The sequence below is a fragment of the Mesorhizobium sp. M0018 genome (assembly GCF_040323955.1).
In the GTDB taxonomy this organism is placed as follows: domain Bacteria; phylum Pseudomonadota; class Alphaproteobacteria; order Rhizobiales; family Rhizobiaceae; genus Mesorhizobium.
In genome coordinates, this window is sequence record NZ_JAMYVL010000025.1 from 1 (window position 1) to 24,617 (window position 24,617).

General features: G+C 59.5%; 21 protein-coding genes and 4 pseudogenes. 12 read left to right on the top strand and 13 right to left on the bottom strand.

Features of this window, described 5'->3' with window-relative positions; translation table 11 throughout:
* Positions 1-346: 346 nt before the first annotated feature.
* From NKJ81_RS26885 to NKJ81_RS26915, 7 genes and pseudogenes are all read right to left on the bottom strand, one after another.
* Positions 347-685, bottom strand: coding sequence for a slr1659 superfamily regulator (locus NKJ81_RS26885; RefSeq protein ID WP_352542257.1), 339 nt, complete (start codon positions 683-685; stop codon positions 347-349).
* Between the two features lie 18 nt (positions 686-703).
* Positions 704-1,264, bottom strand: coding sequence for a slr1658 superfamily regulator (locus NKJ81_RS26890; protein WP_352542258.1), 561 nt, complete (start codon positions 1,262-1,264; stop codon positions 704-706).
* A gap of 2 nt (positions 1,265-1,266) precedes the next feature.
* Positions 1,267-3,633 (bottom strand): SpoIIE family protein phosphatase, encoded by a 2,367-nt coding sequence (locus NKJ81_RS26895; RefSeq protein WP_352542259.1) that lies wholly within the window; start codon positions 3,631-3,633, stop codon positions 1,267-1,269.
* Positions 3,630-4,808 (bottom strand): methyltransferase domain-containing protein, encoded by a 1,179-nt coding sequence (locus NKJ81_RS26900; protein ID WP_352542260.1) that lies wholly within the window; start codon positions 4,806-4,808, stop codon positions 3,630-3,632. Before NKJ81_RS26900 ends, NKJ81_RS26895 begins: the two co-directional genes overlap by 4 nt.
* Positions 4,805-5,326: a ubiquinone biosynthesis methyltransferase UbiE gene (locus NKJ81_RS26905; protein WP_502904341.1), complete on the bottom strand. Its 522-nt coding sequence runs from the start codon at positions 5,324-5,326 to the stop codon at positions 4,805-4,807. The genes NKJ81_RS26900 and NKJ81_RS26905 overlap by 4 nt, the downstream gene beginning before the upstream one ends.
* A gap of 166 nt (positions 5,327-5,492) precedes the next feature.
* A pseudogene (locus tag NKJ81_RS26910) lies at positions 5,493-7,231 on the bottom strand (putative bifunctional diguanylate cyclase/phosphodiesterase).
* A 318-nt stretch (positions 7,232-7,549) separates the two neighbouring features.
* Entirely contained in the window at positions 7,550-8,692 is a 1,143-nt protein-coding gene (locus tag NKJ81_RS26915) for a helix-turn-helix domain-containing protein (RefSeq protein WP_502904338.1), read from the bottom strand.
* A gap of 228 nt (positions 8,693-8,920) precedes the next feature.
* Between NKJ81_RS26915 and NKJ81_RS26920 the strand changes: the two genes are divergently transcribed.
* From NKJ81_RS26920 to NKJ81_RS26940, 6 genes and pseudogenes are all read left to right on the top strand, one after another.
* Entirely contained in the window at positions 8,921-9,436 is a 516-nt protein-coding gene (locus NKJ81_RS26920; protein ID WP_352542264.1) for a hypothetical protein, read from the top strand.
* Positions 9,437-9,867: 431 nt separating this feature from the next.
* Positions 9,868-10,277, top strand: a pseudogene (locus NKJ81_RS26925) (recombinase family protein).
* Positions 10,252-10,356, top strand: a complete 105-nt coding sequence (locus NKJ81_RS32735; protein WP_502904342.1) for a helix-turn-helix domain-containing protein — start codon at positions 10,252-10,254, stop codon at positions 10,354-10,356. The pseudogene NKJ81_RS26925 and the gene NKJ81_RS32735 overlap by 26 nt, the downstream one beginning before the upstream one ends.
* 324 nt (positions 10,357-10,680) lie before the next feature.
* Entirely contained in the window at positions 10,681-10,983 is a 303-nt protein-coding gene (locus tag NKJ81_RS26930) for a LytS/YhcK type 5TM receptor domain-containing protein (RefSeq protein ID WP_352542265.1), read from the top strand.
* 166 nt (positions 10,984-11,149) lie between these two features.
* Positions 11,150-11,497 (top strand): PIN domain-containing protein, encoded by a 348-nt coding sequence (locus NKJ81_RS26935; RefSeq protein ID WP_352542266.1) that lies wholly within the window; start codon positions 11,150-11,152, stop codon positions 11,495-11,497.
* 195 nt (positions 11,498-11,692) lie between these two features.
* Positions 11,693-12,598: a CBASS cGAMP-activated phospholipase gene (locus tag NKJ81_RS26940; RefSeq protein WP_352542333.1), complete on the top strand. Its 906-nt coding sequence runs from the start codon at positions 11,693-11,695 to the stop codon at positions 12,596-12,598.
* 241 nt (positions 12,599-12,839) lie between these two features.
* Here NKJ81_RS26940 and NKJ81_RS26945 read toward each other — a convergent pair whose 3' ends face one another.
* The 4 genes from NKJ81_RS26945 to NKJ81_RS26960 form a co-directional block, all read right to left on the bottom strand.
* Positions 12,840-15,500, bottom strand: coding sequence for a caspase family protein (locus tag NKJ81_RS26945; protein ID WP_352542267.1), 2,661 nt, complete (start codon positions 15,498-15,500; stop codon positions 12,840-12,842).
* 488 nt (positions 15,501-15,988) lie between these two features.
* Complete coding sequence (locus NKJ81_RS26950) at positions 15,989-16,402, bottom strand: curlin (protein ID WP_352542268.1); 414 nt, start codon at positions 16,400-16,402, stop codon at positions 15,989-15,991.
* A gap of 173 nt (positions 16,403-16,575) precedes the next feature.
* A complete protein-coding gene (gene csgH, locus NKJ81_RS26955) occupies positions 16,576-16,977 on the bottom strand; it encodes a curli-like amyloid fiber formation chaperone CsgH (RefSeq protein ID WP_352542269.1) in 402 nt (133 codons plus the stop codon).
* 63 nt (positions 16,978-17,040) lie between these two features.
* The gene (locus tag NKJ81_RS26960; RefSeq protein WP_352542270.1) at positions 17,041-17,478 is read right to left on the bottom strand and encodes a curlin; all 438 of its coding nucleotides are present in this window, start codon (positions 17,476-17,478) and stop codon (positions 17,041-17,043) included.
* A gap of 176 nt (positions 17,479-17,654) precedes the next feature.
* On the opposite strand from NKJ81_RS26960, the gene NKJ81_RS26965 reads away from it, so the two are divergent.
* Both NKJ81_RS26965 and NKJ81_RS26970 read left to right on the top strand, forming a co-directional pair.
* Positions 17,655-17,894 carry a hypothetical protein gene (locus tag NKJ81_RS26965; RefSeq protein ID WP_352542271.1) on the top strand — a complete coding sequence of 80 codons (240 nt, stop codon included), beginning with the start codon at positions 17,655-17,657 and terminating at the stop codon, positions 17,892-17,894.
* Positions 17,895-18,023: 129 nt separating this feature from the next.
* Positions 18,024-18,401, top strand: a pseudogene (locus NKJ81_RS26970) (Tn3 family transposase); the annotation flags it as partial.
* Between the two features lie 336 nt (positions 18,402-18,737).
* Here NKJ81_RS26970 and NKJ81_RS26975 read toward each other — a convergent pair.
* Positions 18,738-20,738, bottom strand: coding sequence for an AI-2E family transporter (locus tag NKJ81_RS26975; RefSeq protein WP_352542272.1), 2,001 nt, complete (start codon positions 20,736-20,738; stop codon positions 18,738-18,740).
* Between the two features lie 212 nt (positions 20,739-20,950).
* On the opposite strand from NKJ81_RS26975, the gene NKJ81_RS26980 reads away from it, so the two are divergent.
* From NKJ81_RS26980 to NKJ81_RS26995, 4 genes and pseudogenes are all read left to right on the top strand, one after another.
* Positions 20,951-22,021: a sensor histidine kinase gene (locus NKJ81_RS26980; protein WP_352542273.1), complete on the top strand. Its 1,071-nt coding sequence runs from the start codon at positions 20,951-20,953 to the stop codon at positions 22,019-22,021.
* 536 nt (positions 22,022-22,557) lie between these two features.
* Positions 22,558-22,732: pseudogene (locus NKJ81_RS26985) on the top strand (integrase core domain-containing protein); the annotation flags it as partial.
* A 25-nt stretch (positions 22,733-22,757) separates the two neighbouring features.
* Positions 22,758-23,174, top strand: a complete 417-nt coding sequence (locus NKJ81_RS26990) for a hypothetical protein (protein WP_352542337.1) — start codon at positions 22,758-22,760, stop codon at positions 23,172-23,174.
* Positions 23,175-23,366: 192 nt separating this feature from the next.
* Positions 23,367-23,567: a CsbD family protein gene (locus NKJ81_RS26995; protein WP_023719429.1), complete on the top strand. Its 201-nt coding sequence runs from the start codon at positions 23,367-23,369 to the stop codon at positions 23,565-23,567.
* Between the two features lie 719 nt (positions 23,568-24,286).
* Here NKJ81_RS26995 and NKJ81_RS27000 read toward each other — a convergent pair.
* Positions 24,287-24,499 carry a hypothetical protein gene (locus NKJ81_RS27000; RefSeq protein WP_352542274.1) on the bottom strand — a complete coding sequence of 71 codons (213 nt, stop codon included), beginning with the start codon at positions 24,497-24,499 and terminating at the stop codon, positions 24,287-24,289.
* Positions 24,500-24,617 lie beyond the last annotated feature (118 nt).

Sequence of the window (24,617 nt, forward strand, 5' to 3'; positions counted from 1 at the left end):
ACCGTCATGTGTCCGCCGCTCCGCTAAACACGGGGGCTGCGCGGCGGACACGCCGACGTCAACGCAATGCCACGCCATTTTGCAGAACTTGACGCACACAACTCCAACTTGGACGCCTGCCGCCTGTGCCGAGCCCCCGCCGAGCCATTGCGAGCATCTGCGCACGAGGCCGGATTGTCGTTAGCTTGGCATCCAAATACTTATCCTGGTGTACATATTCGCTGTAGGCGCCGCGCTCCTGCACCTTCTCACTATCGGTGCGGAGCTCCCGCATCGTCCCGGCTGACCTATACTATCTCGGGTTGCCGCAAGCCCACGCAGTCCCTTGGCAAATTTCGGGACCTGGTCAGTCCATCAAAAGCACCACAGCGGGATGCAGCTTCTTCAGATTCGGCAATGATTTCGACTGCCAGGGTATGTCGGGCGTTCCACGCACGACGAGTCGAACATCGGGATGCTTGCGCACCTCGATGGTAAATTTCGCCAGCAGGTTGATGCCGGAAGAGTTGAGAAAGTGAAGGTCCTTCAGATTGAGCGTAATGGAAGCGGGTTTCGAGGCAAGAACACTGGTCGCCAAAGCCGTGATAGGCGCACCGGCCTCGGAACTGGCAAGCCGCATTGCACCGTCGAAGAAAATTTCGCTTCCTTCAGTCCACACACGATAGTCGTCTGTCTTGATTTCCATAGCCTGGCTTCGTTTCTTCTAGTTGTGAATTTGCGAGATCGGAATGGAGGCATATGTCTCCACGCAGATCCGATCGCTTTCGTCGGCGGCGCTGAATATCCAAGCCAGGCGTGCGCCGTAGTCACTCATCAACGTCAGCAATCCAAGTCCGGAGCCTCCTACGTCGGGGTTGGCGGCATTGGCTTCAATTCGCTGTATCAGCAGGTCCATGGGGTCGCCAACCGTGATGTCCGCCAGGAGACTTTGGAACTCAGACGCATCTTCACCATCGACGTCATTCGACACTTTCAGCTTGAAGCACTCCGAATCCATCGACGCCTCGATCAAGATCTCACCCGGTGCGCGAAACTTGACGGCATTTTCGATGAGTTCGTTGACCAGATATCCAATGCTGTGCCGCACTTCCATGTAGTCATTGCGGGACGACCGGAAGCGCAATGCGAAAAGATCGGCGATGAAGTCCGAGGTCGTGGCACAATGACGCCAACTCAAGTCGAGAGGTCCGTCGAACAGCCGCACGCGACTGACGCTCTCCTTCATCCCGATTGCAACGTCAGGGGTCCCGAACAGCGTTGTCATGGCTATGTGTGCCTTATGATCACGAGGGTGATGTCGTCGTGGATCTTCTGGATCCCGATATGGGCCATGAGATCCTCGATGATCCCGGTTTTGATTTCCTCGGCGCTCCCGCCTTGACGTCTTCGTGCGCTCTGGCAGAGGCGCTCGAACCCGAACAGCCTTCTGTCTTGGTCTTCCGCCTCGGTCACACCGTCAGTGTGCAGCACGATCACGTCGCCACTGCCGAACAGGATGTCGCGCGTGGCAATGAACTTCGAGATGTCATTCTCCAGGCCAACCGGCAGACCCAGATCCATCGTATCGATGCGTTCGACGTCCCCGTCCGCACGCACGACGAGAACGTCCTCATGCTGGCCGGATAGCGTTACCCGCTCATCCTCGAAGTCAAGGAAGGCCAGCGAGAGATGCTTTCCGGTGTTCGTCCGCTCGATGTTCTTGTAGATCGCTCTGTTCAGCCGATCCAGAAACTGGTGCGGATCCGCCTCGCTGGTCTCCTGCAGCGCGCGTGCAACAGATTGGACCATCAGCATCAGCACGCCGCTCTCGAGACCATGACCGGTCACGTCGCCGATGCCGATCTTGACCCGTGACCCGTTCTGCAGGACGTCATAATAGTCACCGCCGACCTCGTCGGCCGGCCGCATATAGGCCGCGATCTCCAGCCCCGGAATCGCTTCGAGTTCGAATTGTTTCGGCAGGACCATCATCTGTATCTGCCTGGCGACCGCGAGTTCGGCGCCAAGGCGGACGTTCTCGTCCTGCAGCTTTTCGTTGAGTGCGGAAATCTCCTGATTGGCGTCCCCGAGTTCCCTGGTTCGTTCGTCGACGAGTTGCTCGAGGTTTTCCGTGTGAAAGCTGATCTGCTCGGCCATCCGGTTGAAAGCGATTCCTGCCGCTCCAACCTCGTCGCGCGTCGGAATGTTCACGCGGACTGAATAATCTTTGGACTGGAGCCGCTGGGCGGCGCTGGCAAGTGCCCTGAGGCCCGCGGTGATCCGTTTCGAAATTCCGAGCACGGCCGCAAAAACAATCAGAAGCGAAACGGCGATCGCCGCGATCTGAAACAGCAGGATACGATTGGTTGCGCGAGAAATACTCTCCTGCGCGGCGAACAGGGATGCATAGATCTCCCGTTCGGGAACGACGATCCCGACCGACATCGTTTCGGACTTGATCGGTCCCGAACTCCACAAGTTGGTCGGCTTCAATCTCTTGAGGACAACAATATAGGGAACGTGTTCGCCCTTATTGTCGAGCATGATATGCTGAATGACACCGTCATTGTTCTTGTCTAGAGGTAGTGACGCGATAGCCGGCTGCGTACTTCCCCGCAGAGACCTTTCCAAGCCGGTGACGCCCTGCGTGCCCGCATCGCTCGATGAAGTCAGGCCGATGATCGCCTGGCCCGACGGATTGATCGCCACCACGTTGCCAGTCGACATCGTGAGGAAGCCGAATCCGGTTTCAGCGATCTTCACCCTTTCGACGACTTTCGCGAGCTGATCGAGAGTGATATCTGCTCCCGTCGTACCGGCGATACCGGTGCGATCGCGCGTCCAAAGCGGGTGGAAAAAGCTGACGATCAACTTTCCCGTGATTGCATCGGTGTAAGGCGCCGTCTGGGTAATATCGTCAGGGACCGGACGTGAGGCGGGATCCCTGGCCCATTGCTGCCATGAACCATAGATTCCCGGAAAGAAGAACTCCCAGAATTCCGCCTTGTTGTGACCTGGATAGAGTCGGTCGAAGGTCTGTGCCTGATCCGTATACGGTACCGTCCGGAAGATCGGCCGTTCCTTTGGACCAATATAGTACATCTGCAGTTTGGACGACCCGCTGGCCATGAGAGTCGGCGCGACGAGATCGATCAGAGTACTGTCTTCTATTTCCTGCCGAACGCTGGGCAGCGGACTGTGGTCGGCGCCCAGCAGGTAGCCCCAGACGCTTACCACGGAAGGCGCGCCCGGCAGATTCTGCGCCCAATCGCCCTGCGCGTTGTAGACAACCTTCACGGAGCCGGGCGCCTCATGCGAAAGCGTGGCGCCGACCTGTTGCTGCCTCCTCGGATCGTCGATCTGGGCCTGCAGCACGCCAGCGAGCGCCTTGACGTCCCCGTGAACCCGATCGAGCAGCAGGTCAACGCTCAACGCTGTCGACTCGGCATAGGAACGAATGTATTCCTGGTTTGCGTTCGTCAGGCCCTCACCGACTTCCGAGGTGGCGTCGCGCGACAGCTTTTGAACGTTCCAAAGCGCCAGACCACCGCTCAGCAGGAGGTCGAACAGTACGGCGCCGCCAACGACCAATACGAATTTCGCTCGAAAGGAGCGCAGGCCGAAGCGCGGTGTAGGCTCGTTATCGGCTTTCATTGTGGCCGTCGCCCCGATGCGACCCAGATCGGCCAACCCGCATAACCCTTGGGGTGTAGTGCAGCGAAAATGTGATCCTGGAAGCCCTGCCGGAACCGTGCGACGAACTCCGGTCCGTCACCGCGTCTGCTCGCCATCTCCCCGGCATAGACATCCGCCCAGGCCGCAATGACGTCGGCGAAGTCCTGCGGATCGCCGTCCAGGTTAGTGACCATGAAGGTCTCCACAAGGATGTCTTCGAATCCGGCTTCCACCAGGTATCGCCGACTCTTGGGCCCAAACTCGACGTCCATCTCGAAATGCCCGAACAGCTTCGCCACCTCGTCGTAGGTCCAGCGAATGCTTTCGGCGCGCGGCTCGCCGAGGCAATGCGAATTCTTCTCGTTGGTGATATAGACCCGACCGCCTGGCTTGCATATGCGGTAGAGCTCCTTGAGGATGAGTTCAGGTCGATTGAAGATTTGAAGCGAATGTCGGCAAGTGACCAAGTCGAACTGCGCTTCGTCGAGCAGCATCTCCGACGCATCGCCATAGGTGTACTCGATGCCCCGGATATCGAACTCCCGCATCACTTGTCGAGCATAGTTCAGGCTTGACATGGAGTGGTCGAGGGCGACGATCCGCGATGGCTGGAACTCCTTCTGCGCGAGCACGGCGAAATCACCGATCCCGCAACAGATGTCGGCCATGACGATGCCGGGCCGCATGCCGTGTCGCGGCAAGATTGCGCGCTCGTGGCGCCAAGTCATCTTTGTCTGAGTGCGCAGGATCGGTACGAACCCTCCTTCCTCAAGGAAGCCCTGCCCCGGATAGAATTCGGTGTCATACTCCTTGACCGTTATGTTCGGTTCTATTCCGCTCAGGCGACCGAATTTTCGCGAGGTCCATCCGACGACGCTTGATGTGATGACCACGAATTTGAGATCGGGTCGAGCGCGACAAGCGTCGATGATGATCCTCGATAAGGTGTGAAACGCAGCGTTGTTCATCTGCGTCAGGCGCCTGACATTGACGTAGAGAACGCCGCGCACACGGCCAATCGCATCGCGAAGCAATGCTATCGCGGGCCCAAGCTCATCGATCGCCTGAGGCCGGACCACTCCCGATATGGAGAACTCCTGGTTGTTCGCGTCGTATTGCGCCTTGAAGCGCGGGAGAAGGTCGTAAGGGTTCAATTTTGAAAGCCCTCGAGCGGAAGATCCACGACAAGCTTGATTGCATCGCCGTCGGCCTCCTCGGTCCAGAGTGTCGCGTTGTAGTCGACAGCCAGTTCCAGGAGTACGACCTCGCGGCTAGGCGCGAGATCCCCAGACAAGGAATTGAGGTATCGTTCTCTGGCCTCTATTCCAGCAACTTGCGATACGGCTTCTTCGTAGAATTGGCGCTCCTCCGGCACACAAGGAATTGTCAACTCGATCCTATCCGTCGCGCCATGGCGAGACACCCTGCATGCCAGTTCGCCTTCGGCATGGCGCGTACGAAAGGCGACTTCCAGCAATTCGTTGAAGGCAGAGGAAAAGAGATTTGCATGATGGACCGAGTCTGACCTGTTTTGACTGATCATCCGGGCCATGTATGTCGAGACATAATCGCAATGTTTCCAAGCGGAGACAAAAGCTTTGATCTCCAAGTCGATCTGGATCATCGGCTCAAAAGTCGCCTCGCCAGTCAGATCATGATGAACGGGTCCCATCGGCATCTCACTTGTTCCATCAGTATTGAGGCCTCGCGGGCCTCCGCGAAGAAAAATTTCACCGCGCCCTTGATGAGTCAGTCTCGCACCCACTCGAAGCTATGCACGGTATCTGCCTCGATCGTTCTACAAATCTCGACTTCACCGTTAACAAAGGTGCAAGGCGCTAGAGCGCTCGATTTGCCTCCCTCGCTCGTACCACCCTCAGCGGGGACCGCTTGATGAAATCGCTGATGGCCTCGGCTCCAAGCGGCTTTCCCAGGAAGTTGCCTTGCAGGCAATCGCAATTCTCCTTGATCAGCCACCGTGCCTGTGCCGACGTCTCCACCCCCTCGGCAGTGACATTTATTCCCAGGCCGTGCGCCAGATTCATGATCGATCGCACGATCGTTTGGCTTTTGAGATCGGTCTCCAAGTCCGCAATAAAGTACTGATCGATCTTCAAAGTATCGAAGGGGAAATTCTTAAGGTAACTTAATGATGAATAGTATGTCCCAAAATCGTCGAGCGAAATTCGTATTCCCAGGACGTTCAGAGTATTTAAGGTGTCGATATTATCGATCGTCTTCTCAAGAAGAACCTGCTCGGTTATCTCGAGTTCAAGTCGGTCAGCCCGGATTCCAACTGAGTCGATGATTTGAGCAACCGTATCCGTTAGCGAACCGCTAAGGAACTGAGCCGGCGACACGTTCACTGCGACCGTCAGCGAGGAAGGCCACGTCAATGCCTGGCGACAGGCTTCCTCGAGCACCCATCGTCCAATCTCGTCCATCAGACCGTCCGCCTCGGCGATCGGTATGAACACGCTGGGTGGAATGATTCCGACCTCGGGGTGCCGCCACCGCAGTAACGCTTCGAATCCGATCACCGACGCGGGAGGTCGAATGAGCGGCTGATACTCAAGATAAAGCTCGCCGCGCTCCAGCGCGGTTCGAAGGCTGCGCCTCAGATTCTCGCGTTGCTCGAGCAAGAGCAGCATCGAACGGTTGAACGTTCGAGCGCAACCGCGTCCATCCGTCTTGGCTGCGTAAAGAGCAATGTCGGCGGCTTTCATCAACTGCTCGCCGTCGGTCCCGTGCTCCGGCCCGAAAGCAATTCCGATACTCGAGCCGACGAAGACGGGAATGCCGTTGATGACAAACGGTTCCTTGAACGCATCGACAAGCGATCCAGCGAGGCGCTCGGCTTCCGCGGGCTGATCCTTTCCCAATTGGATGACAGCGAACTCATCGCCGGCATACCGATACGCAGATTCGCCGTCCTGCAGCGCGTCGCGGATTCGACCTGCCGCGAGTTGAAGAAGCGTATCGCCTGCTCCATGACCGAGCGTGTCGTTGACCGCTTTAAAATCGTCGAGGTCGATTTGCAGCAGGGCGGCTTTCGGCTTTGGTCCGCCGATGGCCGCCAGTGCTTGCTGCAGCCGTTCACCGAATCGCCGCCGATTCTGCAGTCCGGTCAGCACGTCGTGCGTTGCCTGATGGAGCAGAACTACATGCTCCTGCTCTTCCGCCGCGCTCCGCCCGCCGCGTTCCCTTGATTCGATGATTCCCACACCATTTGCAGTGGGGAAGACGAAAACGGACCGGGGCGCTTCGCCTGATGATGACGGCAAGTCGATGCTTGCCGGAGAGCCGCCCTGGAACACACGAAGGAAATCGTCGCGATACCTCGCATTGAGAAAGCTCGGGTAGATCTCCATACGGCGGCGCCCAGCGCCACCGCGCCTCCGTACACGCCCTTGAGCCTGGTTGCGTAGTGCGTCAGGCGGAAGTCGCGGTCATAGATTGACAAAAGTTCGGTCGTGTTCGCCAAAAGGTCAGCGAGTATCCCATCGCCGGCACGTGGAGCATCGCTCGAGGAAGGCCCCTCACTCTCCGTGCCGACGCCTGATGCCTGTGGGCGCAAGAGCCACCTCCATAGGCGGTGCAAATTCGCGCCCCCAATCTAGGAATAGCATAACTGTCAACCTTAGCAAACTTTCCACTCGCAGTCTTAACAAGTGCCGCATGCAGCGCAGTTGCAATGTATGCTCCGTCGTGACTGGCGACAAATTATCGGTAACGTCGAACAGTCACAGTTCGTTAATAAATCGCGAATTGGCGGGAATCAGCTATGTGATTGATGGCGCGGTGGACGCGACACGAAGATATTCGTGCGGCGTGGTCTTCCCCGCCCCGGCAAGCCTGTTTTGGGCCCGCCCCATCAGCATCGCCGATCCTGTACTCAGCTTCCGAGCGCTTTGAGCCAACCTTCAAAGGAAGAGGCTTTCTCCTGTCCGGCAAGCGAAACAGAGTTGGCGGGGCGCGGCAACACCACAGTGCTGCGGCCTTCGCGGGGGCTGTAACCGAATTCCTTGCTGAATGCCCGGCTGAAATTAGCCGCTGAACTAAACCCGAAGGCTTCAGCAATTTCAACAATGCGCCGGCTGTCCGCCGGATCGCTTAGCGCAACATGGGCTGCCAGAAGGCGGCGACTTTGTATGTAATGGAGAACACCACCGCTTGGTTCGAACAACTGATAGAGACGAGAGCGCGAGACGCCGAGCGCCCGGCACATCGAATCCGGTGTCAAATGAGCCGCATCCAGATTGTGGTGGACGTATCGACGCGCTCGCTCCATTAGCGCGACACCCGTCAATTGTTCGACGGCCGCAGCCTGTTCCGCCGGAGGCCCGAGGCAGGCAATAATCATGCTGCGTGTTGCGTGCACGATGCGGGGCAGATCGTCAGCCGTGAGGCTGCGCAGTCTTGCTTCTATGCCATTGACGTAGTCGAGCAAGAGGTTGGCAAAGTTGCCGGACAGAATTGAATTGTTCTTGGCGTCCAGGGTTGCCGCCGCATCGGCGAACAAATCGCGCGGCAAATAGAGAAAGAGACTTTCGGAGTCCGTTGTCCTCCCGCGAAACGGGTAGCCAAGCGATCTGATCTCCAATTTGCCCGGCTGGTTCTCCGCTACGCGGCGATCGACCTCCGTCCACGACCGGCCAGTACGTGGAAAGGCGATATACCAGTGATCGATCGAGCTGGACCGAAGCTTCGCGGCAGAACGCATATAACTATGTGCCGGTGCGCGCTGTTGAACGATCAGCATGCCACCGAGATTCCAAGCCGTGTGGTCCGCGGGAAAGCCATCGTTCAGCGATTTGTCATCCGGCAACCTGACCTCTATCAGCGGCGCCATATGCGCCTGCCAAGCGGCTAATTGATCCTTTGGCGCTAGTTCGAGCGTTGAAAAGGACAGAGGTTCAGACACCGACGCGAGCGACGAAGCGTCCTCATTGTGGGACTGACCTTCGCGTGGCCAACGACGCCGATCGAGGTCCCGCGGCTGCCTCGCAGGGGCCTCGTCTCTCCTCTTAGTGTCCATCGCGTGGTGCCATATCCGAATCGGCTATGCCCCATGCCCCTCTCAATCATGTGATGTACTTCAGGATCTGGCAAGGCTGGTGAACTCGAGTCGACTGAAACGGCGATCAAGCTGGTTTACGGAAGAAATGCATTCCGAGATAAGTTTCTGGATGGGAAGCTAACGACACTCTTCAACTTGGTACGTATAGAATCGGTCGTCGTGAAATTAGTTGAGGAGTCCACCGAAATGACCGCAAAGCTCGACAGCGAAGCTCGTCGCAGGACAATTCTTGATCAATACAGTAAATTTGGTTGCATGCGAACTCCGAAAGAGGCGGCGGAATTCCGGCAAGGATTTCATGTCCCAGAACAAAGCTGGACGTCTAGAGCTCGCGAGTGCGCGCTGATTTTAGGATTATTGAAAGTACCAGTCAGCGAGTCACCTCATTTCAACAAACGCCCCAGCGGTTCATCAGCAAAAAGAGGCCCGCCGCAACCACCGGCAGCGGGCCCTGAAAGGTTCGCACAGATGCTGCGTCCGCGTTTCGCTCGCACCTGCCTCAGCCATATTGATCTGGCTATTTGTGAAAGCGTGTTTGATCAGGTTTGCGCAGATGATCTCATCGACCCTTTAAGCCGGGACGCCGAGGCCTTAGCGGTGGCAATTGTCGCAGTCTTCCGAAACATTACTACCAACGAGCGCGAACTGCTGGAGGACGTTAGGTCTTTTCGTCCCTCAAAGGGCTCAGAGACGGCCCACTAGCTTGGCGGCGTTGGGAGGCGAATTGTTAGCCCTACTTTGGCATAGCCGGATTCGCATCTGTATTGGCCATTGACGCCCGCCAAAGTGTAGCCACAGCGCTTGTGAAGGGGATGGAAATGGGTTTAGCCCAAGACTTGTCTGATGTTGCCCTCACATTCGATTGTCCGGATTGCTCGCATCCGGCGGTAAGGAAGGGCTCTGCGCTAAGAACGATCGCGCACTTCAGATGCAACGGGTGCAACGCCAAGGTGCGGATCACTTATCCGCAGAAGGTAGCGATCTTTGAAAAGCACAAATTAGCCGCCCAAGGGGCAGTGCGATAAACCCCCAACGCTGCGGGCGTGATACCTCTTGGCATGTCCTTGGGCGGTGGCCCGGCATGTTCCCGGAAGCGCTTCCACAGCCGCTCCCGCATCTCGCCCGGCCAGAGCATGCGGCTTGAGCAAGCCGGCGCCATCAAGGTCTTCTCCGACGTCAATTCCGGCAGGAGCATGGACCGGCCGGGCTTGGCCGAGCTACTAGATTATGCCCGCGCTGGCGACACCCTGGCCGTCGTGCGGCTCGACCGGCTCGGACGCTCGCTGGCGGAGCTGCTGGAAACGGTGAAGATGCTGCGGGGACGACAGATCGACCTTCTCAGCCTTGAGGAGAAGATCGATACGTCCTCGGCGCCGGCGAGTTGATCTTCCACGTGTTCGGCGCCATCGCTCATTTCGAACGACGGCTGATCTCGGAATGCACGAAAGACGGGGTGGCTGCTGCACGGGCGAAAGGGAAACGACCTGGGCGACAACCGCTCGACCTGAATCAAGCTGATCAAGGCCGAGGTATCGCCGGCTGAAGCTGCGCGGCAATTGGGTCTCGGCCGATCGACCGTTTATCGGGAAATGAGACGACTGGGGATCAGTCGGCCAGCGTAGCGAGCATTTCCAACGCTTGCAAACTCTCGCGCTGGGGAACTTCAAGGGCAAATAGTGACCGAAGTCGACCTTCGCCGTCTCGGTCTTTATGGCTTCATAACTGCTCATTCTGGCCATTCGCATTGCCGGCCGCAACATCGAGCGGGCGCGACAGCAGTGGGTCCCTATGGCGCATGGACCATAGCTACCGGTGGCGAAACCATCTTCCTTCCCTACCTGTCGGGTGGAGTTCCGTCAACGGGAGTGCGAGATCCTTAATAAATCGTTGACGCAATGGCACCTACGGTGCTGCCAGACCTTGCTCAGATGTCACGGACTACCGGGATGATGTCAGTCATCAACATGATCGAAAGCGCAGCGGTAGTCATTCTCGCCGTGCTTTTCCTCGCCTTTCTGGGTGACCGTCTCGAGCGTTCCTTCTGGGCAAAGAGCATCGTCTTCGGGATCGTGTTCGGCGCGACCGGACTGATCAGCATGGCATCGCCGGTCGAATTCGCCCCCGGGTATTTTGCTGATGGGCGCAACGTCGTGATGGCGTTCTCTGGTGATTGCAAGGGCTGGGCGCGTCGACAATTTGCCTCAGGCGGCGTTTGTCCTATCGTCGGATACCATACTCTCGTTGATTGACTCAGTTCGCGATGGAACAGAACGCAAAACTGCACGGCGAAGGCCCGCGAGTGCATTGCTTGCACAGCTAAAGCCGCTCGATGCAAGCGTTGTGAAGATGCGTCTTGAGCCTCGGTCTCAAGAGGAGACTGTTGGCGGACGCGGACGTGTATTTTAGTCGTCGTTCATGTCGCGCTATTTGATGAGCTCCCAGTGCATCTTTGACGTGATCAAGAGGCGTAACCTCACCGCTGAACTTTGGTTAGAATCCGCAGACTCGCGCGGCATCTATGCAGACGATATCTGCATCAGTGCAGTGACGCCCATGACCATCAGATGGCAACTTGAACAAGCGCTCACGGCGGCACGGGCAAAGCCCGAAGCCGCCGTGCATCCCGTGCCGGTGATCAGAGACTTCATCGACCAGGCAAGCAGGCTGTTCGAAGATTTCGCGCGCGATGACCGGATCATTGCGATGGACCATCGGATCGCCGCACGCTGGGGGGATTTGCTTGACATGAGGATCACATATTGACACCCCGACGGTCGGCCATTCGATGTGCCTAGCGCGACAAAGGTTGAGATCGCAACAGCGTTGGTTGGGAGGGGAGATTTCCCATTTGTCTACGTGGACTACCATCAGGATGGGCACGCAGAAATCCCGGGGCTAACGGTAGAAAATCCTGAAGACTTTGTTCGCAAGTGAAATGGCGCAGTCCGCTCCCAATAGATTTCAGATCTTGGCACTGAGCGGTGGGGGCTACGAGGGCTCTTCGGCGCCGAGTTTCTCGCCGCATGCGAGTCAAAGTTCAACGTTCGGTGCAATAACCGCTTCGACATCATTTCTGGAACCTCTATCGGCGCGCTTCTTGCTGCCGGCCTTTCAGCATCCGTTCCAGCGACGACATTGGCGGCAATAATGAAAGACTACGGACCGTCGGTCTTCGCTCGTGGTATCGCCACTGGGGTCAAACGGCTTGTGGTCGCGGCACTCTATAGTCCGGTTCCAATCCTTGAGGCTATTCGTAAGACGCTCGGCAAGCCCGTTGCCGAAACGCTACTCAGCGACTACGAACCTCCGCTCATCATCACGGCCATCAACTACTCCACAGGCGAAACGAGTATCTTCCGTTCCAAAGGCATTGCGGGGAAAGCGGCCAGCGCAGTGAGCATCGAAGATGCCATACTCGCAAGCGCGGCGGCGCCGACTTTTTTTCCGACGAAGAAGATTGGCCCTAGCGAGTACATTGACGGTGGTCTCGTAGCGAACGCACCAGATATCATCGCACTTCTCGACGCTTTGAACTTCTGTCACGCGCGGATGGAGGAGGTCTACCAGCTTTCGATCGGCACCGCGTCACGTCGGCAAGGTTCCGCAGTGCATGATAAATCTCGAGCTCCCGGATCTTTTTCATGGATAGCGCGCCGTGGCCTTATCCAAACAATAATGGCAGCCCAAGAACATTTGGTGCTGTCTCAGATGAGCAGCCTCCTTCGAAATCGATTTCTACGCATTGACGAAGAACCTGCGCAAAACCAGGTCGAAGCCATCAAATCACTGGATCTTGCATCTCCGGCAGCAACAGAAACGCTTCAGCTATTGGCGTCACATCGATCGATCGCAGTAACGGCATAGGAACTGAAGCCGAATATTCGCTCCGTAACTTATGCCAGTCGCGCCAACTTCGGCCTGAATCGCTTTTCCAGGGCGAAGGCTGTCATCAGAAGGCTTTCATCAAGAGAATACAGAAATGCACCAGGTGCCCGGCGACCCAGCGCTCATCGGGTGAGCGTGACGCGAACAGAACCTTGTCCGTATTTCCTGTCCATCTAGAGCCCCATCGATCCACTGCGGCGCCCCGATTGCTTCCGCGCTCCTATTTGCTGCAGGCCGGCTCGCCCGGATGCCCGCAGGACGGCTTCTTGCCTGGCGGCTGCTTCGGCAGTCGTCGCTCTTGCATCTGGGGCTTGGGCTGGACATGGAATTCTGGCTTCGGCTGGGCATGAAACTCCGGCTTCTGCGGCAGGCCTCGCTCTTGCATTTGGGGCTTTGGCGGCGCGTGAAACTCAGACTTCTGCGGCTTGGAGAAAACCTGCAGGTTCGACTTTTCCTGCAGCTTGAGCTGGCGCTGCGGATCCTCGTTCGGCTTGTTGACTTTGAAGTTCCGCTGGACGTTGACTTCCGCGCCGGCGGAACCTCCACCGCCGTTCTGCGGCTTGCGAAACTTCCTGTTCCCGTCGCCCGGCGCCAGATCACTCGGTCCGACAACGGCCTGGCCTGCGGACAGGTCCTTGCGCGTCAGCTTTTTCGGCTTGCCGCCACCCTGGTCGGAAAAGTCAGGTGGATTGTTCTCCTTGAATTTTTCCTGCGCGCTCTGGCCCAGCCGGGCTGGCGCACCGTTGACGGTCGGCAGCTTGCGAAACTTCTTGTTCCCGTTGCCCGGCGCCAGATCACTCGGTCCGACAACGGCCTGGCCTGCAGACAGATCCGTGCGGGTCAGCTTCTTCGGCTTGCCGCCACCCTGGTCGGAGAGGACAGCTGGGTTGTTCTTCTTGAACTTTTCCTGCGCGCTCAGGCTCTGCCCGGCCGGTGCACCGTTGACGGTCGGCAGCTTGCGGAACTTGCCGTTCTTGCCCAGCCCATTGCCGGCTCCGTTCTGCTGACCATTCCCCTGTCCGGTAACGCCAGCGCCGGCATTTCCCGTAGACTGCTGGCTGCCACCCAAGATCCCTCGCTCGCTAAGCAGCTTCTTGGACCTGTTGTTGGGTAAATTCTGCCCGTTGAGCACCGGCGGTTTGCCGTTGACGAGCGGCAGCGCCGTGCCATTCGCTCCCGGCAAAGCATGATCCATTGAGAGCGTCTTCGATAGCGGCTTTGCGCCTCCAGGCTGCTTGCCTTGCGCAGCCCCCTGGCCGAGCTTGCCCAGGGCGGCAGGGTTCCGGTTGGAGAGTGCAGCCTTCTTCTGCAGCAGCGGCGGCAGCGCCACTTTTGCCGTTAGCGCGGCCGCTCCTAGACCCTCGGCAGCGCCTAGCTTTTGGGCGGTAGTAAGGCCGCCCGGCGCGTTACCATTGGCCTGCCCAGCCTCACCGTTGGTCTCGTTGTTGATCGTCCTGTTGTTGATGATGGTGGTGTTGTGGATGTTGTTGAAGACGATGTTATCGCGCGGTGGCACAATGTTGCGCGGCGGGTTGACCCATACCGGCACCGGCACGAAGACGGGCACCGGCAACACGAAAATATCGACTGCCGGCCGTGGTGGCGCCAACACAATGAAGTCCGGCGGAGGCGGCGGCAGGAAGATCACTGCGACAGGCGGCGGCGGCTCGAAATGGAAATCGGGATCGCCGAAATAGAGTACGGGCCGATCGACATAGATGATTTCCTCCTCCTCCGGTGGCGGCACATCGTAGGCGTAGACGGTGAAATCCTCCGGCGGCTCCAGCGCTGCATCGAAATGCTCCAGCCGCCGGCGGGCATCCCAGGCGTGCGGACCGTGCGGATAGCGATTGAGGTACGACCAGTAGGCTTCCGGCGTATCCTGGAGCCAGGTTTCGCGCCAAGTGATCGCTTCGCGCCGCGCAGCGATGATGGCACGCACGCGCTTGGCCATTGGATCGTGTGGGAAAGCGCCGACGAAATCCTCGTAACCGCGGAGCGCGTCGTGGTCGAGGGCCGCAACATAGGCGTCGTGGGCGTCGAAGTCGCGGATCTCGCTGGTCCGGTTGGCCCGAGACTCAGCCTCCGAGACCTTGGGCGCGGGCGCATCCGGAGCGCGGTCGAAGAAGACGAAGGGCGCCGTGATCTTTGAGGCGTTCCACGGAACTTCCGCGCCCTGGGTCACCCCGTTGACGCGAAGGCGCGTGCGATCGAAAACATCGTCAAGCGGCAGACCGCCTTCGCGCATCATCTCGGCCAGCGCCTGGGCGTAGGCGCCGTACGGTCCCTTGCCCTCTGGCGCGACGGTTCCCGGAGCGGCATTGAATGCGATAAGCATGTTCGGATCGGGATCGACCAGCGCGAGGCCGCCGGCCAGCGGCTGTTTCATCTGCGGGAATGCATTCGGCCGCGCCGCATCTAGCACGACGATGTTGACCTTGGTCGGCAGTCCGGCCAGCGACTTCGAGACATCTGAGAGCCGCATTCCCTGAAGCGGGACGTCGGTTGGATTGGCGATCTGGGCATCGATTGGCAAGAAATAGTTCTCGCCTTCAAACTGCACGCCACGGCCGGCGAGATAGACGAAGACGACCGCATCGGAACCGGCGGCGGAAACCTTGCCGAGGAAATCGCGCAGCGCGCCACGCAGCGATTCCTGGTCGACATCGCGGGCGCCGACCACATCGAACCCCGCCGCCTGCAAGGTCTGTGCGATCAGGCCGGCATCATTGGCCGGCGTCACGAGCGTGCCCGAAGGATAGGCGGCATTGCCGATGACGAAAGCGAGGCGTTTTTCACCCTGGGCGTGAGCCCCCGTCGCCGAAGCGGCCACGAAAACGACGAGGAGGAAGAGGCAGAGGAATTTCTGGAGCGTCAGCATGACAATCCGCCATCCGTACAAACAATAACGCTGCAGAGACAGAAATCTTCCGCAGACGTTGCAAAACAGAATCTCGCGCCGCTTTGCGGCACAATTTCGTCTAAAAAAAGCGGTTCAGATCGGCGGTATCCAGCAATTGAAAGCGAGACTTCTATCTCGCCGTGCATGAAACAGTCAAAATGGAACTATGAAGGTTCATGGGATTCGGCTCAAGCGTCATAAGACCGCGCGAGCGCGCCACGTGGCGTTGTCAGTCGGCGCTCCGGGACTGGATACCTAAAGCGCGATGAATGCCCGCCCTCGCGTTCTAGACCTCACATGGTCGTTCACGGAAAAGAGCGGGAAGCAGCTGGCAGGCCTTCGGATCGCACCTACTCCGCGCGCGCCCATTGGTGCGACCGCCAGCACATTGGAAACTGCCGCCAGGCAAGCGAGCCGCTGGGCGACGCGCAACGATTCTCTGGGCCCGAGTCTCGATCGGTCGGCCGCTACCAGCCATAGCTGAAAGTAGCGCCACCACTGCCATTGCCGTTCTGCGCGACATTGGCGTCGGTGTTTCGGCCAAACTGGAAGATACCGTAGGCGTTCTCATTGCCGTTCTGCTGCAGCGTGGCGGAATGGCCATTGCCCTCCTGCTGGATGATGCCCAGATTGCCGCGACCGTTTTGTCCGATGCCAGCTGCGTTTCGCTGTCCGGACTGACGAATGCTGGCACCATGCAGGCCGCGATACAACGAATAGAAGCGCAGTCCAGTCGCCAGAGCGCGGGCGTCGCGGGCGTTGCCGGGGGCAAATGTCGCCGAAACCCAGCCGCCCGCGTAAGCCGGTGCGGACAACGCCGCCTGGCCGATGCTGCCGGCAACGAGAACGGCGGCAAGAGTTTTGAACATATTGCGGGTCATCTTTGGTCTCCATTTTCCGGCTGCCCAGCCTATGGCCAACCTTCTCATTTGGTGGCTGAACCCTCCCGGAATCCTTCGTTCAGCTGTCGTTCAGTCATTTTTTCTCCCGGCCTGACGCACATAGAAAAAGGGCGCCGATTGCCGACGCCCTTTTCGTAAATCTGGCGATGCGATCAGGTCGCGCCGCCGAGCCGCTCGGCACAGCTGATGCTCTTGCCATCGACCGTGAGCTCGAGCCTAGCATCATAGACGGCGCCCTTCGCGTCAAGGGTGACGGCGCCGAGCGTAGCTGGCTTGCCGGGCGCTGCGCTGAAGGCGCCGTCCTGCTCGATATTGGTGCCGCCGGTGCGAGCGGCACTTTCAACATGGAACGAGTAGGTGCCGCTCACGCTTTTGTCGGCATAGGCGAGCGCCTCCAACGAGACCATGTCGACTTCCGGCGTAGCGCGGATCTCGCAGCGCACCGGCCCGAGGGACTGATCGGCGGTGGCCATGGCCGCCAGCGCGCCGGCCGGGATCAGAACCAGGGCGAGCGCGGCCATGACGCGGCGGGGATGCTTCACGATGTGTGGCATATTCGTCTCCTTGGCGTTCGTGGGCCGCGGCCGCGGACTACGGGCCGCCCGGCATTGCCGTGTTTATGGGCAGGCCTGGACGAAAGCGGCGACATTGCCACTGCCACCCTGGCTGACATCGGCGTCGCAGCCGTGGCCCACCTGCACGCCGGCAGCAATGTTGCCGTTGCCGTCCTGGGTTAAGATGGTGGTGTGGTTCGAGCCGAACTGGGCGATGCCGGCCACGTTGCGGTTGCCATTTTGATAGGTGGCGCCGTGGTTGCCGATCCCCTGCTGGCCAATGGCCGAAAGGTTGTGGCGGCCGCGCTGCTGGCCGATCACCTTGTTGAAGCGGCCGTTCTGGTAAACCCGGATACGGTTCTTGAAGCCGTTCTGGGCGCCGCCAGCCGAATTAGACCAGCCATACTGCTCGATGCTCACGTCGTTGGCCATGGCTGGGGCAGCGACGACAATGCCGACAAGAGCGGCAAGCGCGGTTGCGATGAAAGAATTGCGGATCATGAGGGCGTCTCCTTTGGCGGACGGGACCGCGAGTTGAACGGCTTCGTTTTAGGAGATGCCGTTCGAACCGATGCTGAAGGCGGCGTTCAGCCGTGGTTCAGGAGGAGAAGCCGGAGGCCGCCTACGTCCCTGCCCCTCATAATTGGGCTGATCGCCACTTCAGGCTGAAGAGGGCGGTGGCCGAAAAGCAACGCCACCTCTTCGATCGAAAAGCCAATTTTGAGCATAACGTTCGACATCCGCAGCTTCGTTACGCCATTGCGGCGGCGGACCACGGCAGCTTCTGCCGCGCCGCGCGGGCGCTCGACAATTGGCGCTACTTGCTCGTTCCGATGCACGCTACTGCAACATTTCCTTCGCCGCCGGCATTGTACTTTTCTGAGCGCTGCACTTTGCTCGTAATTCGTATCTCGTAATTCGTATAAAGACCTGAGATTCGCGGGTCTCTATGCTGGACTCCTCGGCCAGTCTGCGGCTGGCGTACTCCTTCCGGTTTAATTGCTTGATTGCTAATGTCCCGCTAGCCTTCAAATCCAAGTGTGTGACCGGTGCGACGTCCGCGCTGCCAAGCCGGCCTCAAGGGCGAAGGTGCGCATTAACTGAAGTGCGCCGTCTTCTTCCACGAGCGCGGCGAAATCCCGCGACCGATCATTCGAAAGCCAAGCGTTCCGCGCCTCCGGCCTCAACCTCGTCGTTAGCGCGATCGTGCATTGGGATCCGGTCTATATCGAACGGGCCGTCACTCACTTGGGCAAAATGCATCGCGAGGTTCCGGATCACCTGCTGAAGCGCGTCTCGCCGCTGAGCTGGGAACACATCAATGTGACCGGCATCTACACATCTACAGTTGGTATGCAGATCATCAGATGCCAGAAGGCTTCCGGCCGCTCAGATTTCCGGCTCGGTTCCGCCACGCCGCATGAAGTTCATGCTCCGTTCGACCTTATCGTGTCGCTGGGAACAATTCTTGTTCCGACCCTAGAAAAGCCTGCCGCTCGTATTTGTGCGTGCTGATCGGACGGCGACATAGTGCGCCGTTGCGCACAGAGGGCCGTGCCCGTCCATCGGCGGGCTGGGCCTGCTATCGTACTGTCCTTGACGAGTTCGAACTGGATGGCCAGATGCTTGGCGTCATTGGCTGTGCGGTCGGTTCTTCGTTCGCCGTACTGGTGTTGAGCAGCTGTCTGCCTGACCGCTGGCCATCGCTGGGATCAATAACCCGCGCGCCAGGAGTGCCCCGCGGTGTCGTCGCCGCGGCCTCAGCTTGCAACCGCAAGCGGCGCTTTCTTCGTGACGGACGGCTGCCGGCGCAAGCGACGCTTGGCTGCGAGCTTGAGCGCTACCGGCGGCTCGCTTGACAGCGCGCCGCGCACTGCATCGACGATGCTATGGGCAACGAAATCGGCATTGATGTCGCCGGCCAGTGCTGCCGCCGCCTGGCTGTCGTCGTTGCCGGCCTCCGACCAGAACGCGATGCCAACCCTGAGCGCCGGCCTGGCGCGCTTCAGCCGGCGCGCCAGGAAGCGGGCGTGCTTGACGGAATCGGGGTTGAGGAAGCCGACAACGACGGTATCGACAGCGGCAAGATCGAGCCGGCGAATGCTCGCCGGGTCCATATCGGCGAAGCCCGCCGTCGACACCGTCGCGCCTTGAACTTCGAGCACCTGCGCCAGCATGGCAGCGGCGGCATCATCAAGCTCGCCGCGCCCGCCGCAACACAGCACTGACATGCCGACGCCGTTAGGCAGTTCGATCTCGTCCTCGGCTTCCTTGCCCTCCCCGGCTGTTTCCTTTCCCACATCCGTCTTGCCATACTCGGCGAAAGCCGGCTCATCCTCTTCGACCGCTTCTTCGTGTGCGCTGTCGTCGAGATTTGCCACCAGCGTCAGCGCGCTGGCTGCCATCTGCCGTCTCTGCTGGTCGTCCATGACGCCGCGGACACGATCCTGCTCGCCGAGCAACAAAGCGGGAATGACGATCTTGTCGTAGAACTCGACCAGATATTTCTCAAGCATCTCTTCGGCGTGGTCGGTGGCTTCGTCCGGATCGCCGGCCAGGAGCCGCTGGTAAAGCCGGGCATGCGGTTCGAGCACTGGCTGGTTGCCGAACAGCACGTCGAGGAATTCGAACTGCGGCACGTGCCTGCCGAGCACAACCAGACAGACGGTGAGGGGCGTCGACAGGACCAGGCCGAGCGGGCCCCACAGCCAAGTCCAGAAGATCGCCGCAACGATGATGGCCAATGGCGAGAGTCCCGTGCGCGCGCCATAAAGCCAGGGTTCGATGACATTTCCGGTGAGCAACTCCATCACCATGAAGAGGGCGGCGGTCCACAGCACTAGCGACCAACCGGGCGCCACCGCCAGCGCCAGGAACAGTGGTACGAGCGCCCCGATGACCGGGCCGATATATGGAACGAAGCGCAGCGCCAGCGCCAGCAGGCCCCACAGCAGCGCATTGGGGATGCCCAGAATCCAGAGCCCGATAGCGATCGGTATGGCATAGACGATATTGAGGACCAGCTGCATCAGCAGATACTGGCCGACGCGCTTGCCGGCATCCTGCAGCGCCTGGGTGGTGCGGTGCAGATCACCATAGCCGACTAGGCGGATGAAACGATCGCGCAGATCCTCGCGCTCCAGCAGCATGAAGATGACGACAACGACGATCAGAACCGCCGAGGCCAGCGGGCTGATCAACGGACCCATGAGGTTCTGCAGGATCTCGAGTGGCCGTTCTCTCGCGACGATCTCGACCGGCACGGGCTCGGGCCTCGGCGCGTCGGCGGCGGGCGGTGACGGTTCCTGCAGATCGATCTCCTGCCCGACGCGCTGGATCACCTGACTCAATCTGGCAATGATCCCTCCTCCTGCCCCGGTTTCCTTGAGCGAGCGGATCTTGGTCAGGATATTTGTCTGGTAGGCCGGGATGTTCTGCGCCAGTTCGCTGACCTGCGACGCGGCAATGAAGGAGAACAGAGCGAGTGCCGCGAATGCACCGAGCACACTGACGATGACGGCAGGAAGGCGGGGAATGCCGACGCGCTTCAGAGCCGACACCACGGGCGCGAGCGCGAAGGTCAAAAGCAGCGCAATAGCGATCGGCAGGAACACTTCGCGCCCGAAATACAGCGCCGCAACCGCCGTCACGATGGTAGCGACGGTGGGCAATGAAGTGCGCGGACGGGCATTGGGGGCGAACGGAATGCCCACCAGCCCGGGCTCTGATGGGTAAATTCCGTTTAGACGATTTGCCGCCACTGAATACCTCGCCCTGCCAGCCGCCATGATATCGGGCATATTTAGCTGGCGTGCAACATCAGTGGGTCTACGCGCGCTTGCCGGATTCAGCGAACAGTCCGGCTCGCACGTTGTCGTGCTGCGCCGGTTAGATTCAATCCGCGACACGAGCCGTCAAGTGTGTAACAAGGGCCGAAGAGGAGGCGAAGGCGCCTCCAGATCGGCCTTGAGCCTTGTTCCACCCAATTGCGAATATCGAGGACGCGCAGACGCTGTCGCAGGCCATCGTCAACACGATCGCCGAACCGTTCCTCGTCCTCGACGAAAAGTTTCATGTGCTGGCGGCCAGCCGCTCTTTCTATCAGACCTTCAAGGTCGACCCCGAGGAGACACACGGCGCCCTTCTCTATGCGCTAGGCGACGGCCAGTGGGACATTCCGGCACTGCGCCTGCTCCTAGAGACGATCATCCCTGAGAAGACCGCCATGGACGGCTTCGAGGTCGAGTATGATTTCCCCAACATCGGCAAACGCACGATGCTGCTCAACGCGCGAAAGGTACTTTACGACCACAATTCGGCCGTCACCATCCTTCTCGCCTTCAACGACATAACGGCGCGGCGTGTCATCGAGCGGGAGAAGGAAGAGCTTCTCGGCCGCACCGAAGACCTGTTGCGGCAAAAGGATGTGCTACTACGTGAGATGGAGCATCGGGTTGCCAACAGCCTGCAGATTATCGCCAGCATCCTGTTGCTGAAGGCCCGTTCGGTCACCTCCGAGGAAACCCGCCAGCATCTGAAAGATGCCCACCAGCGGGTCATGTCGGTGGCTGAAGTGCAGCGCCATCTCCACACCTCAGCAGGCATCGACGAAATCGACGTCGGCTCCTATCTGCCGAAGCTGTGCAGCAGTCTGGCCTCGTCGATGATCGGGGATGCACAGCCGATCGCCGTCAAAGTCACCGCGGAAGCCGGCAGGATCGACTCGCAGAAGGCGGTCAGCTTCGGGCTGATCGTCACCGAACTTATCCTCAACGCGATCAAATATGCGTTCCCCCGGGAGAAGACCGCAGCCCTGATCCAGGTGTCTTACGAGACCAATGGCAGCGACTGGAAACTGACGGTCTCCGACAATGGCACCGGCAAGCCAGCCGGCCGCGCACCAAATAGCGGCTTGGGAACAGCCATCGTGGAGGCACTGGTGAAGCAGCTCGAGGCCCGGGTGGATGTTATCAGCGACGCCAACGGCACGAGCGTATCGGTGTCCAGGGCAACGTTCACGTCGCGCATACCGCGGGCGGCGTAGCCCTTCCCACAACTCTCAGACCCAAAAAACAGCAAACCCGAACATCGTATTCTGCGTCAACGGCGTGGGCGACGTGCCTCTGGGGCTGGGACCAGGCCGATTGCGAAGTCTGGTTCGGCGAGCCACGCGGAGGTACGGCGAGCAAATACTATTCTCGAGACTACCTGCTTTGCTTGCTCGCCCCCGCCAATGGCAGCGAGTTCACCTCGAACGCCATCCTCTCCTGGGCGGATCAGAACCGCGTCGAATGCCATTACAACGCGGTGTATGTCCATGCCGATAATACGCACGGCTCCCTCCATCGTTGGTCACGAACAGGGAGCGAGCGGGCAACACGACAAATACGGATCCGCGCTCGCAGCGCATCCGGGCGAGTCGTAGGGGCGGCCAGATAATGTGCTCGAACTCGCAGTTCATCTGCATACGACGGACCTGCCCGCACTAGCGTGCTCCCGGTGCCCCGTGGCCCGGATGCGCCAAGCTTACCGAACCTGACGTACCGAACAAACGATGGCACCAAGAACATCATGCCGGATAATGGCTTCATCGAGAGCTTCAACGGCCGACTGCGCGATGAACTGCTCAACGAGACGCTGTTTACTTCGCTGGCTCAGGCACGCGTCGCATCGCCCTGTGGCGCGCCGACTACACAACACCGCGCGGCCGCATTCCCAAATCGCCTGGCAGACACCGGCCGAGTTCGCCACTACCTTCAATCTGCGACGGTCGCTCGCGCGTGCGCGAACTCGATCCCTTGCCGCCGGGGGCGCGCGAGCCGCTGTCCGAATGGATCGACGATTGTGCCAATGCGCTGGTCGAGGCGATCATCGCCATCACCTCCGTCATCGACATCGAGGCGATCGTCCTCGACAGCATCCTGCCGCGGCCGATTCATCTCGAGCTGCTGGCAAAGGTGCAGACCCAGTTCAACAGGATCAGCGCCATCGGCATCGTGGCGCCGGAAATCGTCTCGGGACAATTCGGCCCCGAGGCTTCGCCGATCGGCGCGGCGATGCTGCCGTTCTCGGCACTGTTGGCGCCCGACAGCGGCGTGCTGATGATCGGCAAGGACAGAACAATGCTGCTGGGCAGCCTTTCGAGGCTTGCCAGTCAAGGCCAACCAGCAAGAAGCTCAGCGCCTTCAACGGCATAAGATAGTGCCGCGAAAGAGCATCAAGCTCCAGGCATCATCAACATCAGCTCACAGTCAGGCACGGGCACGGCGGGCTTTTTGCGCCGGCACCGGAACTTTTAGCGGCTGCTAATCTTCATTCGTCACCGACATTGCAATGCCGATCGGTCCGCGCTCCGCTTCAGTGCGGGCCCAGGAAGCAAGGAGGAACATATGAACTGGGATCAAATCAAGGGAAAATGGACGCAGTTCAAAGGCAAGGCGAAGGAGCAGTGGGGTGACCTCACCGACGATGATCTTGATCGGATCGAGGGCAACCGGGACCAGCTCTTGGGGCGTATCCAGGAGCGATATGGCATCGCCAAGGAAGAGGCAGAGCGCCAGGTTGACAACTGGTCCAGAAGCATCAGCTGAGCCTTGGACGCAACGCCGTCTTCTGCCCCCACCGGGGTGAAACTCTGCGTCGCCCGTGCCGACTGGTGCGGTGGGCTCTTTCGACAGCGAGGCCCGCGAGGATGCTTTAGCCATATCTGATGTTCTACTTGCGTGGCGGGCTTCGCCTCGGCGTGCCCAGCCCGTAGGCGAAGGAGCGTAATCATGAACAACATTATCTGGCTGGTCGGCGCGATCGTGATCGTAATCGCCATTTTGAGCTTTTTGGGTCTGCGATAGCATCAGAGCCCTCTCTTCAAGCCGGCGACCGTCCCCGCTCGGCATGGCCTCAGCACGCCCAAGCTGGTCAGACTTAGGTCCCAAGCAAGATACTCCAGGATTGGACCGAAGCCCCGGCTGAGGAACGTAGCCGGCTGGCTCACGTTGTGGTGAGCTTTGGCGCGACGAAGATGCGTCCGGGCGGAAGAGTTCAAGCCAGGGAGGAGAGGCCCGACGCTCCGAACGGGCATCGGGCCTGGGCGTAAATGCAAACAATCAGCAGACTGTTCAATTCCCATGCCCAGGCAGCACGTGCCGTGGCCAGGCTTCAGGCTGCCGGGATTCGTCGCCGGCAAATCAGCGTGGTCGGATCTTACAACGACAATGATGAACCGATCAGCGTTGCTGGATATTACGACGATGAGATGAGCGCTCTCTGGCGGGGTGCGATTGCTGGTGCCGCACTTGGCGCCACGGCTGGTCTATTGGCCGGCTTCAGCGCTTTTGGAGTTCAAGACGTTGATCCTGCGGGGATGACCGGCATGGCCCTGGTCGGTGCGGCGTGGGGCGGCTTTGCCGGCGTGCTTCTCGGAACTTTCGCCAATTTTGCCCAGAAGCCGCGCAAGCCGAAGATCGCAGAAGGTGTCGTACTGGTGATGGCCCGCGTCGATGAAAGGCAGGCCGGCGCCGCGCATACGGTGCTCCGGAGTTTCGCGGAGATGCCTTCCGGGCCGATGAAGAGGAACGCTTTGCCAAGTTCAAGCCGGCTCCGCGTCCGATCCGGTGCCCGATGAAGTTCGTTTCGCGAAACGG

What these genes read in the sequence shown, in the direction of transcription:
- NKJ81_RS26935 (WP_352542266.1), top strand. Translation starts at nt 11,150, where the DNA reads ATGTCGCGCTATTTGATGAGCTCCCAGTGCATCTTTGACGTGATCAAG.
- NKJ81_RS26945 (WP_352542267.1), bottom strand. Translation starts at nt 15,500, where the DNA reads ATGCTGACGCTCCAGAAATTCCTCTGCCTCTTCCTCCTCGTCGTTTTC.
- NKJ81_RS26930 (WP_352542265.1), top strand. Translation starts at nt 10,681, where the DNA reads ATGATGTCAGTCATCAACATGATCGAAAGCGCAGCGGTAGTCATTCTC.
- NKJ81_RS26960 (WP_352542270.1), bottom strand. Translation starts at nt 17,478, where the DNA reads ATGATCCGCAATTCTTTCATCGCAACCGCGCTTGCCGCTCTTGTCGGC.
- csgH (WP_352542269.1), bottom strand. Translation starts at nt 16,977, where the DNA reads ATGCCACACATCGTGAAGCATCCCCGCCGCGTCATGGCCGCGCTCGCC.
- NKJ81_RS27000 (WP_352542274.1), bottom strand. Translation starts at nt 24,499, where the DNA reads ATGCGCGGCGCCGGCCTGCCTTTCATCGACGCGGGCCATCACCAGTAC.
- NKJ81_RS26920 (WP_352542264.1), top strand. Translation starts at nt 8,921, where the DNA reads ATGACCGCAAAGCTCGACAGCGAAGCTCGTCGCAGGACAATTCTTGAT.
- NKJ81_RS26995 (WP_023719429.1), top strand. Translation starts at nt 23,367, where the DNA reads ATGAACTGGGATCAAATCAAGGGAAAATGGACGCAGTTCAAAGGCAAG.
- NKJ81_RS26915 (WP_502904338.1), bottom strand. Translation starts at nt 8,692, where the DNA reads ATGGACACTAAGAGGAGAGACGAGGCCCCTGCGAGGCAGCCGCGGGAC.
- NKJ81_RS26885 (WP_352542257.1), bottom strand. Translation starts at nt 685, where the DNA reads ATGGAAATCAAGACAGACGACTATCGTGTGTGGACTGAAGGAAGCGAA.
- NKJ81_RS26890 (WP_352542258.1), bottom strand. Translation starts at nt 1,264, where the DNA reads ATGACAACGCTGTTCGGGACCCCTGACGTTGCAATCGGGATGAAGGAG.
- NKJ81_RS26895 (WP_352542259.1), bottom strand. Translation starts at nt 3,633, where the DNA reads ATGAAAGCCGATAACGAGCCTACACCGCGCTTCGGCCTGCGCTCCTTT.
- NKJ81_RS26905 (WP_502904341.1), bottom strand. Translation starts at nt 5,326, where the DNA reads ATGGGACCCGTTCATCATGATCTGACTGGCGAGGCGACTTTTGAGCCG.
- NKJ81_RS26950 (WP_352542268.1), bottom strand. Translation starts at nt 16,402, where the DNA reads ATGACCCGCAATATGTTCAAAACTCTTGCCGCCGTTCTCGTTGCCGGC.